This is a genomic window from Nonomuraea sp. NPDC049129 (assembly GCF_040648495.1).
Classification (GTDB): domain Bacteria; phylum Actinomycetota; class Actinomycetes; order Streptosporangiales; family Streptosporangiaceae; genus Nonomuraea.
In genome coordinates this window covers 68590-81734 of the sequence record NZ_JBEZDU010000001.1, presented here as the reverse complement: position 1 = coordinate 81734, position 13145 = coordinate 68590, and the positions used below count along the sequence as shown (strand labels likewise).

The following is a 13145-nucleotide window of genomic DNA, read 5'->3' as shown; positions in this document are numbered from 1 at the left end:
CGGAGGAAATGGTGATCTTAACGAGCGGCGCCCACGTGGAGTCGTCTGTCGTGGTGCGGGTCGCGGGTGTGCCTGTGGCGGCGTTGTCGCGACTGCGCCTGGACAGCGCGTACGGCCGGGCGGAAGAGCTGGCCCGGCAGGCGGCCACGTTACGGCGCGACGGCGAGGCGTTGGCGGAGGCACTGTATCCCCTGATCGGAGCGCTGGATCCCGGCACGGCCAAGCCGGCTCTGGTCGGCCTGCGCCGGGCGCTGCACCAGCGACGACTGCCCCGCGACACCGAATGGAACGCGCGTGTCGCCGCGCTCGTCCCCGCCGACATCGGCGACGCGATCGAATCCTGGATCGTCACCAGGCACCGCCTGGATGAGGGGCGACGCGCGCTCGACGACGTGTTCGCCGCCGAACTGCGGGAGAAGGAGCTCGTCCTGCGTGACGTGGCCGGTCATCCGGGCTTCCGCCGGGCACTGTCCCAGGCCAGCCCGGCCCTGTTCGGCGAGCTGGCCAAGTGGCTGGCGGACCCGCGGCGGCGACCGCGCAGGCAGTCCATGGCCCGCCTGGCGAAGTACCTGGCGAGAGCGGCCGCCAAGACGAGCCCGTACGGCACCTTCATGGCCAGTGGCACGGGGACGTGGGCGGACGGTGAGTCACCCGTACGGTTCACCCCCGCCGAGGTCCATGGAGTGCTCGAGATCCACACCTTCCTCCTCCAGCGGATCGGCGAGACGCTCACCCGCGATCCCCGCCTGGCCCGGCACCTGGCCCTGCGGGTCAACCCGAGCGCGACCTTCCGGGACGGAACCGTCAGCTTCATCGGGCGCTCCGCCGAGGAACCCATCGTGACCCTGCCGGCCACCGCCGCGGTCGAGGCATGCCTGAACCTGGCGGCGCGCCGACCGGGATCCACGCTGGCCGAGCTCCGCTCCCGCCTGGCGGGCGGCGCCACCGACGAGTCCCCGGTCGAGGCGTTCCTCCAGGCGTTGGTGCGGGCCGGGCTCCTGGAGGAGCAGCACCCCGTCGCCGACCAGTCGGCCGATCCGCTGGGCGACCTGGCCGAATGGGTCGCCGACCATGGGGGAGCCGAGTTCGCGGACGTCGTCCAGGCGTTGCGGCGGGTACGCCGGCAGGCGCGGCTGCCCGTGGTCGTGGACGATGTCGAGGGGCATTGGAAGCGGCAGCACGAACTGGAAGCCGCGCTCACCGACCTGGCGGAACCGCTCGGCTTCGAGCCGGCCGCGCTCGACGGGCAGGGCCGGCACACCTTCCGCGAGAACGCCGTCTTCACGGGTTCGGTGGCGGAGGCCGGGTCGGCGGCATGGCGTCCGGCTCTGGAGGATCTGGACGTGGTACGGCGCTGGCTGGGCGCCTTCGACCTGACGCTGCCGTTCCGGATCGCCCTCGGCGCCTACTTTTCCGAGCGCTTCGGCCCGGATGCCCACGTGCCCCTCCTCGTCCTGCACCGAGCGCTCCAGGAGGTGCTCGCCCAGGACGGCGAGTCCGCCGAGCCGAGCGACGCGGCGCGCGAGGTCGCCCGGCTGATGGGCCCGTCCATGGGGGCGGGCGGCGCGCTGTCCGAGAGCCCGCTCCCGCGGCTGCGGGAGCTGGCCGCGATCCAGCGGGAGGCCCGTCAGGCGGTGCTCGCCCAGCCGGAGCGGGACGGTGTCGTGAGCGTCCCCGCGGAGCTGATCAGGAAACTGGCGGACGACTGGCCGTCATGGGTGGTCCCGCCGCGCTCCCTCGCCTGCTATGTGCAGGTCGTCCCCGGCCACGGCGGGATCGGCTTGGTGCTCAACGCCGCGCACACCGGTTACGGCCGTGGACGGAGCCGGGTGCTGGCCCTGATGGCGGAGGCCACGGGCGAGAGCCGGGCCACGGAGCACCGGCCGAGTGGCCGGGTGCTCGCCGAACTGGGCGGAGTGGCCGCCTCGGCGTTGAACAGACGCGTGCCGCACGTGGCGTACGAGATCGACTATCCGTTCGCGGTCAGCAGCCGTCCCACGGAGGAGCGCATCCCGCTGGGAGACCTCGGGATGGTCCTCGATCCGCGCAATGGCCTGCTCAAGGTGGTCTCGGAGCGGCTGGGCGCCGATCTGTCCGCACTGCATCTGGGCATGATGTCCGACCTGCTGCTCCCACCGGCGGCTCGCCTGCTGATCCAGGTCTCGGGAGAGACGCACTACGTACATCCCAGCATTCCGCTGCTGGCGGATCCGGCCGATCTGGACCTTCCCTCGTCGTTGGTGGCCTATCCCCGCGTGGAGATCGGCGGCGTGGTGATCCAGCGCGCCCGCTGGATCGTGCCGAAGGAGACGCTTCCGGAACGGGCCAAGGGCGAGACCGACGCCGCCTATCTGCTGCGCCTGGCGTCCTGGCTGCACGAGCACGACATCCCGGTGCGATCCTTCGTCCGCTTCGCCCGCCCGGACGGGGGCGCGGGCGAGGGGACGGGGGACTGGACGCAGTGGATTTTCGACAAGTCCCGCAAGCCCGTCTACGTCGACTTCGCCAACTGGTTCCTGGTCACGGCCTTCGAGAAGATGCTGGCGAGTTCGGGGCCGATGGTGATCTTCGACGAGGTGCTGCCCGACTTCGAGGACGCGCTGGGGCCGGACCCCGATGACCCCAGCGTCACCGAATTTCTCATCGAGATCTCTGACCAGGACGGCCGGCATGCATGAATCGGACTGGGTGAGCGCCCACGTCTTCTATCACGAGAACCTGGACCCGCTGCTGACGAACGCGGCCGGTCCGCTGATCGCCGAGCTGGCCGGGAGCGGGCTCGCGGAGGCCACGTTCTTCCTGAGGTACTGGGACGGGGGACCGCATCTGCGCTTCCGTGCGCTGCCTGCCGACCCCGCGCACCGGGCCGAGGTGGAACGGGTCATCGCGGAGCGGTTCGAGAAGTATCTCGCCGAGAATCCGGCGGGTCGCTCCATGAGCCAGCGGGACTATGCCGGCATAGGCGAAGCCCTGGCGCAGTGGGAGGGACTTCCCGGCCATACCGAGCGGCTCTTCCCGAACAATTCCGTGGCGTTCATCCCGTACCGGCGTGAGCACGACCGCTACGGCACCGGGGCCTCGATGGAGGCGGTGGAGCGGCACTTCGCGGAGTCCAGCCGCATCGCCCTCGGCCTGCTGCGCGACGGCCTGCGGCCGGCGGACCGCACCACGGCGGGAGCCGCGATGATTCTGCTCACCTGGTTCTGCGGTGAGCGGGATGTGGTCCGGCTGGCGCCGTGGGTCAGCGTCGACCAGGACCGGCGCGGCGACATGACCGCCGATCTCGTGCAACCGACCGCGCAACCGACGGGGCGTCAGCGTGATCGCGTCATCGGCCTCGCTCGCCGGATGAGAGGGCTCGCCACGCACCTGGAGCACGTCTCCGGGCCGGGTTCCCTGGCGGAGTGGGCCCGATCGGTGTCCACGCTCCGTGACGCGCTGGCCGCCGAGGCCGCCGCCGGCCGGTTCGAGCCGCCGCCCCGAGGCTGGGAGGGGGCGGGCGCGGTCAAGACGCGGCAGGTCCTCACCGTTCTCGACATCTGCGCCCACCTGGTCTGCAACCGGCTGGGTGTGACCGTACAGGAAGAGGGGGCCGTCCGGCTGCTGTGCGCGGACGCGGTGGCCGTGCTCGCGGGGGAGGGGAGATAGTCCGTGCGCTGGAACAGCATTCACGTCCGCTACTACGACCACGACAAGGATCCATTGATCCTGCACGGAGTACGCCCGCTCTTCCGTGAGCTGGCCGGGCAGGTGGCGGGGCTCTCCTACACCCGGCACTGGCGCCAGGGACCGCACCTGCGGCTCAATTTCCGCACCGACCACGACACCTTCACGCACGTGGTGCGGCCGGCCGCGGAAAAGATCATCGGCGACTGCCTGGCCGAGCACCCTTCATCGCTGCCGCTCGACCCCCAGCAGGAGCTCTCCTCACATCAGCGGCTGGCCGAGCTGGAACGGGACTCCGGCCCCCTGACGCCGTGGTTTCCCGACAACACCCTCCGCGTCGCCGAATACGACGACCGGACAGAGGTGCTGGGCGGGCCGCACATGGCCGACCTCGTGGCGGACTTCTACGCCGACACCACCGACCTCGCCTTCGCGATGACCGAGGCCGGGGGCGGCGCGCGACGGCGGCAGCTGGCGTTCAAGCTGATGGTGGCGACGGCGCACCGCCTGTCGGGCACCGACATCTCCCAGGGATACTTCACCTTCAGGTCCCACGCCGAGGCGTTCCTGTCGACCTTTCCCGAAGCGCGCGGGATGAGGCCGATGTGGGACGGCTACTACGGCGAACACCGCCTGACCCTCCTCGCCCAGCTGCGGGCGGTGCTCGGCGGCGACGACGTGGACGCCGCGCTGCTGGCGGACTGGGAGGCCGCGCTCGTCCCGTATCAACGGCGGGGGGCGCGGCTCCTCGAACAGGGCGCGTTCGTCGTGCCGACCGTCAGCGCCGAGCAGGAGTCGAAGCTGGCCGAGTCGAGTCCCTTTCATCGGGCGGGTTACGCCGACCCGGTGTGGGCGGAGATCCGGGACGCACCCGAGTTCCTTTTGTACAGGCTGATGCTCAACCTCACGTATCTGCACATGACCCGGCTCGGCCTCGTGCCGGTCGAGCGCTTTCTCCTGTGTCATCTGCTCGCCAACACCGTGGAGGCGTACCTGGAAGGAAATGGATCATGAGCGGCGAGGCTCCGGCGTACGAGGAACATCTGCGGCTGCGGCCGGGGGTCTACAGCGCGACGGGCGCGAACGGCGAGCTGCACCTGTTCCGTCATGATCTGTGGCGGAGGGTGGCGTCGTTCGGGCCGGTGGGCGCGGGCGGTCGGGCCGTACTGCGTCGCCTGGCCGAGGGGCCGTGCCCGCCGTCGGAGCTGACGGAGATCGGCGCGTCCGACCCGGAATTCCTCGGGGCCCTGCGGAGCGGGGGATGGGTGACGACCACGCTGAGCCATCTCGGCAGGCAGCTGTACACGGTGCAGCCCGTCCGAGCGCCCGACCCCGACGTGGAGCAGGACATCGACCACGAGGTGAGGCTGTCCGGTTTCGCGGTGTTCCGGCGTGAGGGGGAGGACATCCTCGCCGAGGCGCCGACCTCGTGGGCGCAGGTGCTGATCCATGACCCGGAAGTCGCGGCCATGCTCACGGAGATGGCGCGGCCACTCTCGGCCGCCACGTTGAAGGGCCCGCTGCCCGAAGAGCTGATCGCCAGGCTGCTGCGGGACCTGCGCTGGACCGGCATCGCGATCCCCGCCGGGAGCGACGCGGAGTCCGAGTGGCGACTGCGCCAGTGGCGACCGCACGACCTGTGGTTCCACTCGCGCAGCCGCAACGGGAACGGCGGCTACTTCGACGCCGGATTCGGCCGGACGAAATGGGGACAAGGACAGTTCCCGCCGCTCCCCGCGCGCCGGGAACCCTATCCGGGTGCCGCGATCGACCTGCGGGTACCGGACCTGGACGAGATCCGCGTACGCGACCTCGGGCTGACCGACGCCATCGAGGAGCGCCGCTCGATCCGCGAGCACGACGACGAGCACCCGATCACGGTCGATCAGCTCGCGGAGCTGCTCTACCGATGTGCCCGGGTACGCCAGGTCAACGTGTGGGAGGGCGTGGAGTACGTCGACACGCCCCGTCCCGCCGGCGGCGGGGTCGACGAGCTGGAGTTGTACCCGGTCGTCCGGAATGTCGCGGGCCTGGCGCCGGGCATGTACCACTACGACGCGCACGAGCACCGGCTGCGCCTCGTCAGCGACCCCGGCCCGGCGGTCGGGCGGCTGCTCTCGACCGCGAGCCGGGCGGCGGCCACCACCACGTGGCCCCAGGTCCTGATCGTGGTGTCAGCCAGGTTCGGGCGGGTGATGTGGACGTACGAGGAGATGCCGTACGCCCTGATTCTCAAGCATGTCGGGGTGCTCTTCCAGACCATGTACCTGGTCGCGACCGCTATGGGGCTGGCCGCCTCCGGGCTTGGCGGAGGTGACGCGCCGGCCTTCAACGAGGCCACGGGAGCCGATCCGGCGGTCGAGGCCAGCGTGGGCGAGTTCATGCTCGGGAGCCGGCCGAGCCCGGCCGCCGACGAGGAACAGGAGTAAACGAACGTGGGCCTACTGCTACGCCCGGATGCGTTCCATGCCCCGGATTCGGCGGGGATGTACCTGCTCACGTATCGGGGATCCAGCCATCTGAAAGGCCGATCCGTCGGTCCGCTGCTCGACCTGCTGAAGCCCTACCTCGATGGGCGACACACGCTGGCCGAGCTGACGGAGGAGCTGCCGCCCGAGCGCCGGGCCGCCGTGGAGAGCCTGCTCACTGCGTTGGTAGAGCGGGATGTCGTGAGAGAGGTCGGCGCGCTGCCGGAGCGGGACGTGGTGAGAGACGTCGGCGCTGTGGGTCCGGAGGCCGCCCTGGAATATCCGGAATATCGCCATGAGGTGGCTTTCATCGGGCATTTCCGAGACTCGCCTATAAGTATATTTCGGGCATATCGGGATAAAGTGGTGCTCGTTCTGGGGGCGGGGGACATGGTGCCGTGGGTGGCGCGTGCCGCCGTACGGACGGGATCGCGCCTGGTGAAAATGGCGAGCCTGGAGCACTTGGCCGTCGAATGGGTCGAGCGCGGGCGGCGTACCCCTGACCAGACGGTCGAGCGGCACTTCCTCGCCGACTTCAGCGAGGAGGGGTTGCTGCCCCTGCTCGACAGCGCGGACCTCGTTCTGCACGTCTCCGGCGACGCGGCGCATGAACGGCTGCTCGACCGGCTCTGCGCGGAGCGGGGAATCCCCCTGGCGCAGGCGGTCGTGCTGGATGCTGAGGTCTGGCTCGGCCCCGAGGACCTTGGCACGCGGTCGGCGGCGAACTGGACGGCGGGCCGCCGCCGGGTGGCCGCCCGGCCCGCGCCACGCCCGCCCATCGCCGCCACCGAGCCGGGGGCCGCCGCCGGGGTTGTCGACGAGACGCGGGCCGCCGCCATCGCCGCCGCCTTGGTCCAAATGGCCTTTCGGACCGCCACCGGGTTGCTGGACGACCGCCGTGCCCGGCTGACCAGGATCGACCTTTCCACGCTGCGCCGGACGTCACATGCCTTCGTCCCGCACCCCTACGCCCGGTCGGCCGAACCCGCGCTTCCCGGGTCCGCGCTCTCCGGATCTGCGCTCTCCGAACCCGCGCTCTCCGAACCCGCGCTCTCCGGATCTGCTGACCCGGCCCGCGACGGTGCGGTTCTCGGTCGGGAGGCGTTCTCCCGGCGGGCGGTGGTGTGTACCGACGATCTCCTGGGTGTGTTCGGGGAGCCGACCGAACGCGATTACGCGCAGATTCCCCTGCACGTCAGCGAGGTGGAGGTGCCCGACCCGGTCGGGCTGCTCGGTGGCGCTGTCTCAAGGGTCGTCGGCACGGGTCTCGACTTCGAGTCCGCGCGCCACCAGGCCGCCCTGAAGGCGTTCGCCGTCTACGCCTCGCTGATGGTGGATCCGCGCCGGCTGCTCTCGGCGGACGGCCGCACTCCGCTGGCCGCGCCGGAGTCCGACCCCGATGTCCTGCTCGCGGACCTGCGGGCCGGCAGGATCAGCGGGTTCGTCCTCGGCCACCGGCTCGCCGACGGCGGGACGCTAGTCGTCGCCGCCGACGTCGCCTTCCCCGTGCTGTCCGGCACGAGCCTGGCCGACGGCCGGGCGCCGAGCCGGACTGTGGGAGTCACTGGGGGCATAGCCGGGGGAGTCCCTGTGGGAGTCACTGGGGGGATTGCCGCGGGAACCACTGCGGGAGCCGCTGCGGGCATTGCCGCGGGAACCACTGTGGGAGTCACTGCGGGCATTGCCGCAGGAATCACTGCTGGAACCACTGCGGGCATCGCCGCCGGATACAGCTGGCAGGAGGCCGTCGACGTCGCGCTGGCCGAGCAGGCGGGACGGCTGGCGCTCGCCGATCTGGAGCACCGGACGACGCCGTTGCCCCGGTTCGACCTGGACAGCGGGTGGCTTCCACCGCGCGGCGAACGGTACAGGTCCATGATCCAGGCCACGGGCGAGGCGGTCACCTGCTACGACCTCACCGGGCCGGCGGAGATTCCGGCCGCCATGAGTTACCTGGGTGACATACCTGTCGGATACGCCGGTGGCTTGTCGGCGGCCGAAGCCGTGACCGGCGCGCTCGAACAGGCCCTCCTCCATTACCAGGCGCGGCAGAACGCCCAGCCCGCCTACGCACCACCCGCGCCGCCGGGCATACCGCCCGAGCTGCGCGGTTCGGCGATCCGACGCCTGCCCGACGCCTCCCGTACCGACTCGGCGAGTCTGGTGTCCGCGCTGGTCAGACGCGGCCTCTCGCCGGTGGCGGTGCCCCTCGACCACGATCGTGAGGTTCATTCGATCATGCCGTACACCGTCCACGTGGTGCTGACCCATGCATGAGATCGCCGTCCTCGGTGAAGGGCTGCTCGCGGAGAGCATCGTCGCGGCGCTGTCCGGCGGTGGATTCTCCGTCTCGCCCCTCGTGACCTCCGGTGCGGTCGCGGCCGTCGTGGCCCATGACCGCTGGGACCTGTCCGGCTATGCCGAGGTCAGAGCCGCCGCCGCAGAGGCGGGCGTGCCCTGGTTGCCGGTACGGGCTGAATTGGGGCGGGTCGTCCTCGGTCCCCTGGAGGAGGCCGGGCTGCCGGGCTGCGTGGACTGCGGCGAGTTCCGGCGGCGACTGGCCCATCTCCAGCCAGACGGGCACGAGACGGTGTGGCGAGAGCAGGGGGCCACCCTGTCCGCGCTGCCGTCGGCCTGGCTCACTGGACTCGCGGCCGACCTCGCCGCCACCTTGGTCACCGAGGAGATCGCCCGGCTGGTCAACCGGGAAGCCGTGGTCACCGCGCGCACGAGAAACCGGGAGACCGCGCGCACGAGGTCCGCCTTCGTCTACCTGGATCTGGAGACGCTGGCCGTCGAGCCGCACCCGTTCCTGCCCGACCCGCTCTGCGGCACCTGCGGGACGCTGCCGCCCGACGACCGGTCGCGGGCGAACATCTCCCTCCAATCCCGCCCCAAACCGGCCCCGGACGTCTACCGGCTCCGCTCGATGACCGGCGAGGTGGACACGCTCAAAGCCAGGTACGTCGACGGCGAGAGCGGTCTCATCCGATCCGTGCTCAAGAGCACCGAAGGCGGCATCGTGGTCGCCGCGGCGCCCATGGGCCTGCGCCAGGGCTCCACCGAGTACGGCTTCGGACGTACCCGTAACTACCAGGGCAGTCAGGTCACCGCCATGCTGGAGACGCTGGAACGGCACGGCGGCATGGAGCCCGGGGGAAAGCGCACCACGGTGTCGGCCGGTTACGCCGAAGTCCGCCACGACGCGATCGACCCCCGGACGCTCGGCCTCTATCCGGCGGAGCGGCATCGGCTCCCCGGTTTCCCGTACCGTCCGTTCGACGAGGAGCAGGTATGCCGCTGGGTCTGGGGGTACTCCTTCGCCCGCAGCGCTCCCGTGCTGGTCCCCGAGACCTACGCCTACTACCGGGCCCGCCACCATGACGCCGAACGCCCGCCGTTCGTCCAGGAGGTCTCCAACGGCTGCGCCCTGGGCGGCAGCCTGGAGGAGGCCGTCTTCCACGGGATCCTCGAAGTGGCCGAGCGCGACGCCTTCATGATGACGTGGTACGCGCGCATGCCGGTCCCGCGGATCGACGTGACCTCCGCCCGCGACTCGATGATCCCGCTGATCATCGAAGCCATCGAAACCGAGAGCGGCTACCAGGTGATGCTCTTCGACACCACCCTCGAACAGGGCATCCCCTGCGTCTGGGCGATGGCCGTCGACCCCGGCGACGACGAGAAACGCCCGAAGGCGGCCTGCTCGGCGGGCGCTCACCCGGTCCCGGAACGCGCGATCGAGAACGCGCTCAACGAGCTCGGCCCGCTCCTCGCCGACCTCATCAAGCGCTATCCCGACCACATGGACGAGGCCGGCCGGATGGTGGACGACTCGTCGCTGGTGAAGGAGATGGAGGACCATCGCCTGTTGTACGGCGACCACCGGACGTACGACCGGCTGCGCTTCCTGACCGAGACGCCACGGCGGCGGCACATCGACGACCTTCCGTCGCCGGCGCGACTCCGCAACGCCGATCTCCGGGACGACCTGATCGAGCTGGTCGACCGCTACCTGGTCACCGGTGCGGACGTCATCGTGGTGGATCAGACGACCCCCGAGCACGAGGTGTCCGACCTGGCCTGCGTGAAGGTCGTCATCCCCGGCACCCTGCCGGTCACCTTCGGCCACGACTACCGGCGGGTCGACGGTCTGCCGAGGTTGTACGAGGTGCCGTACCGGCTCGGCTACCGGGATCGGCCTCTGGAGCCGCAGGACGTCAATCCGTATCCGCACGCGTTCCCGTAGAAGGGCCGGCCATGTTCGTATCGATCGTCGCCTGGGATCTCAGCAGGTCAACGGAGACCGTGGAGAGCCTGCGCGACTACCTGCGGGACTACGCCGTCGACGCCTACGCCACGCTCGAGGGGATGCGGCTGAAGGCGTGGTTCTCCAATCCCGCCCGCCAGACCTGGGGGGCGGTCTACCTCTGGGACTCCGCCGAGGCCATGGACGGGCCCGCCCGGGTGAGCCGCGTCATCGAGCTCATCGGCTATCCGCCCACGTCGGTGAGCGTCTTCCAGCTCGAAGCCATCGCGGAGGGCATCAGTGTGTACGAGAGCCTCGCAGGGCTCGGCGCCGCGCTGGAAGGAGACCACTTGACCGCAGGCTGAGCGGGTTCGCCTGCCGTTCGTCGGCCCTGACTGCCGCTGCCAACCGGATCAGCCAGTCGAGTTCGGCGTCAGGGTCGGCCGGGCTGTTGCCGGGGATCGCCGGTCCGGGCGGGTCCGGCCGCTCGCCGAGCCTGCTGCGGCGCAGGGCGGAGGTGATCAGCGCGGCCTCGACGGCGATCGCGCGCGCGTCATCGGACAGGCCGGTGGCCCGCGCCCCTCGCGTTTCGGCGACGCGTGGGTCGAAATAGGGGAGGAGCAGCAGGCGGCCGTCCCAGATTTCCACGATCCGCCGGTACAGGGCCTGCTCCGGTTCCCGGAAATCGACGTGCCGGGTCCCCGGCGGATCGAGGGCGATGGCCGGGAATTCGTCGTACAGCACTTTCCAGAGCGGGAAGAGCTTGCGATAGGAGCGGTCGAGCGACCACCACCGCGCGAGATGGTCCATGCCCAGTCGCGGGCCCGTGACGGGCAGCAGGATGCCGGCCACGACGAACAGGATCGCGAGGCGGAACACATCCCCGATCAGGTTGCCGTACAGCCACGGCACGGCCCATCCGAGAAGGTGGGCGGACATGGCGGCGAACCGCAGCCCGGCGTAGGCGATGGTGCAGGCGAGACCGAGCAACAGCAGCCGCAGGCCGTTGCGGAGGGAGAAGCCTCTCGCGGCGCTCGCGCGGTAGTGCGTGGCGCGCGCGATCTCGGTGACGGTCAACGCCAGATAGGCGACATAGACGTAGGCGGCGGCCGAGATCACCGGGACCTGCACGGCCAACACCTGACTGGCCAGAGCCTCCGCGTAGTTCGACGGGGTCGTCGCGTGCAGAACGCCGATCAGTGCCAGGACGCCGGTCAGCTGCCGCAGACGTAGCCGGGCGCTCCGCATGGCCTGCTCCGCCGGATAGACCATGTGGAGGAACGCGCATTGCCCGGATGTCGCGGCGATCAAGGTCAGGCAGTTGGAAAGGGTGCCCGCGGTGTTGAGCGCCGTGTGGCCGTCGATGACCTCGTGGACGGTCTGGTCCTGCAAGCAGATCGACACCGAGAGCGCCAGCAGCGCGGCACACAGCCAACGCGTCGACCGGCAGCCGGGTTTGGCGCGGAGGTGGAACAGCTTGATGCCCACCGCGATCCAGCCGGCGACGGCCAGGCCGATCAAGATAGGCGCGCCATGGCCGGCGGCGGATATCGAAGATCGGCCGCCAAGAGATCATTCATCGGAGGGATTCTCCAGCTTCCAGAGCTGATTGACCATTTCGGTGATGGCGGCGCGGCTGCCCTGGGTCAGCTCGGCGCTGCGCAGGGCGATGTGCGTGACACCCGCCTTCCGCATGCCGGCCAGCAGCTCCAGATCCTTGTCGATCTTGGCGGTCTCCGCGTCGTCCAGGAAGTAGGCGACCGGCACCCCGAAGAACGTGGCCAGCGCCGTCAGGTGCATGATCGTGGGATTGACCCGCCGGCCCGTGCGCAACTGCCAGATGTAGGTGTGCGAGATCTGTACGTCCTGGCCCTTGCTGATGGCCTCCGCGACCGCGACGTTGCTGTATTCGGCCTCACCTTGGCGCCGGACCGTCTGGAACAACCGGTTCAGCTTGTCGGCCAGCGTCCGGGGAGTCTCATCAACGCTCATCGGAGTGCCGATCCTTAACAGCCAGAATTTAGCGACTTTGTCGTCATCCTACACAGAGGTTGACGGGCGGGTCCTGGCAAGATAGCGGCATGGAACGTGTGCTTGGAATCGGCGGATATTTCCTGCGGGCCGCCGATCCGATGGCCTTGGGCGCGTGGTATCGCGATTGTCTGGGCTTGGAGGCCGATGAGAACGGCCTGTGGCGCCAGCAGACCGGGGAAACGGTGTTCGCGACTTTCGAGTCCGAGACCGAATACTTCGGCTCCCGCGCCCAGCAGACGATGCTCAATTTCCGGGTTCGCGACCTGGACGCGATGCTCGCGCAATTGCGCGACAAGGGCGCGGACGTGGCCAAGGAGACTCAGGACATGGAGGGTGTCGGCCGGTTCGGCTGGGTCACCGATCCTGAGGGCAATCGGATCGAGCTGTGGCAGCCCAGCTGACGGCGTCTCACGCAGGGGGAATGAGCTCGTAGTTCGGGATCGTGGGTCTCACCCGCTGATACTCCTGCTCCCCCGAAGCCGCCGCGGCGGCTTCGGGGATCTCCACGCGGTCGAGGTACGGCCCCTGCAGGCAGTGGTCGCACCAGAAGTGGGCGTCACCGATGAGCAGGTGGGGGATCCGGAGCCGATACACCAGGCGCAGGCAGGCCCGTCCACAGTTCGGGCAACGCCTGGTGATCGGTCCGGGCAGCTCGTCCCGCGCCTGCTCATAAGCGCGCAGCCAGCTCTCCCATCGGAGCGCCTCGTCATGAGTGTTCGACACTGGGG

11 protein-coding genes are annotated in these 13145 nt (G+C 70.0%); 8 read left to right on the top strand and 3 right to left on the bottom strand.

Features of this window, described 5'->3' with window-relative positions; all coding sequences use genetic code 11:
- The first annotated feature begins 8 nt into the window (after positions 1–8).
- Genes AB0B64_RS00350 through AB0B64_RS00320 form a run of 7 tightly spaced genes read left to right on the top strand, consistent with a single transcriptional unit; the run spans position 9 to position 10748 of the window.
- Entirely contained in the window at positions 9–2678 is a 2670-nt protein-coding gene (locus tag AB0B64_RS00350; protein ID WP_358173385.1) for a lantibiotic dehydratase, read from the top strand.
- Positions 2671–3648, top strand: coding sequence for a lantibiotic dehydratase C-terminal domain-containing protein (locus AB0B64_RS00345; protein ID WP_358173382.1), 978 nt, complete (start codon positions 2671–2673; stop codon positions 3646–3648). Before AB0B64_RS00350 ends, AB0B64_RS00345 begins: the two co-directional genes overlap by 8 nt.
- A gap of 3 nt (positions 3649–3651) precedes the next feature.
- Positions 3652–4680: a thiopeptide maturation pyridine synthase gene (locus tag AB0B64_RS00340; RefSeq protein ID WP_358173379.1), complete on the top strand. Its 1029-nt coding sequence runs from the start codon at positions 3652–3654 to the stop codon at positions 4678–4680.
- Positions 4677–6095, top strand: coding sequence for a SagB family peptide dehydrogenase (locus AB0B64_RS00335; RefSeq protein WP_358173376.1), 1419 nt, complete (start codon positions 4677–4679; stop codon positions 6093–6095). The genes AB0B64_RS00340 and AB0B64_RS00335 overlap by 4 nt, the downstream gene beginning before the upstream one ends.
- Before the next feature lie 6 nt (positions 6096–6101).
- Complete coding sequence (locus AB0B64_RS00330) at positions 6102–8411, top strand: YcaO-like family protein (protein ID WP_358173373.1); 2310 nt, start codon at positions 6102–6104, stop codon at positions 8409–8411.
- The gene (locus tag AB0B64_RS00325; RefSeq protein WP_358173370.1) at positions 8404–10383 is read left to right on the top strand and encodes a TOMM precursor leader peptide-binding protein; all 1980 of its coding nucleotides are present in this window, start codon (positions 8404–8406) and stop codon (positions 10381–10383) included. Before AB0B64_RS00330 ends, AB0B64_RS00325 begins: the two co-directional genes overlap by 8 nt.
- An 11-nt stretch (positions 10384–10394) precedes the next feature.
- The gene (locus AB0B64_RS00320) at positions 10395–10748 is read left to right on the top strand and encodes a hypothetical protein (protein ID WP_357952470.1); all 354 of its coding nucleotides are present in this window, start codon (positions 10395–10397) and stop codon (positions 10746–10748) included.
- Here AB0B64_RS00320 and AB0B64_RS00315 read toward each other — a convergent pair.
- Positions 10681–11904 carry an MAB_1171c family putative transporter gene (locus AB0B64_RS00315; protein ID WP_358173367.1) on the bottom strand — a complete coding sequence of 408 codons (1224 nt, stop codon included), beginning with the start codon at positions 11902–11904 and terminating at the stop codon, positions 10681–10683. The two genes, AB0B64_RS00320 and AB0B64_RS00315, sit on opposite strands and share 68 nt — an antisense overlap.
- Before the next feature lie 51 nt (positions 11905–11955).
- Positions 11956–12375 carry a helix-turn-helix domain-containing protein gene (locus AB0B64_RS00310; protein ID WP_357952472.1) on the bottom strand — a complete coding sequence of 140 codons (420 nt, stop codon included), beginning with the start codon at positions 12373–12375 and terminating at the stop codon, positions 11956–11958.
- 89 nt (positions 12376–12464) lie between these two features.
- On the opposite strand from AB0B64_RS00310, the gene AB0B64_RS00305 reads away from it, so the two are divergent.
- Entirely contained in the window at positions 12465–12818 is a 354-nt protein-coding gene (locus AB0B64_RS00305) for a VOC family protein (protein WP_357952473.1), read from the top strand.
- A 7-nt stretch (positions 12819–12825) separates the two neighbouring features.
- On the opposite strand, the gene AB0B64_RS00300 is transcribed toward AB0B64_RS00305, so the two are convergent.
- Positions 12826–13140, bottom strand: coding sequence for a hypothetical protein (locus AB0B64_RS00300; RefSeq protein WP_358173364.1), 315 nt, complete (start codon positions 13138–13140; stop codon positions 12826–12828).
- Positions 13141–13145: the final 5 nt, after the last annotated feature.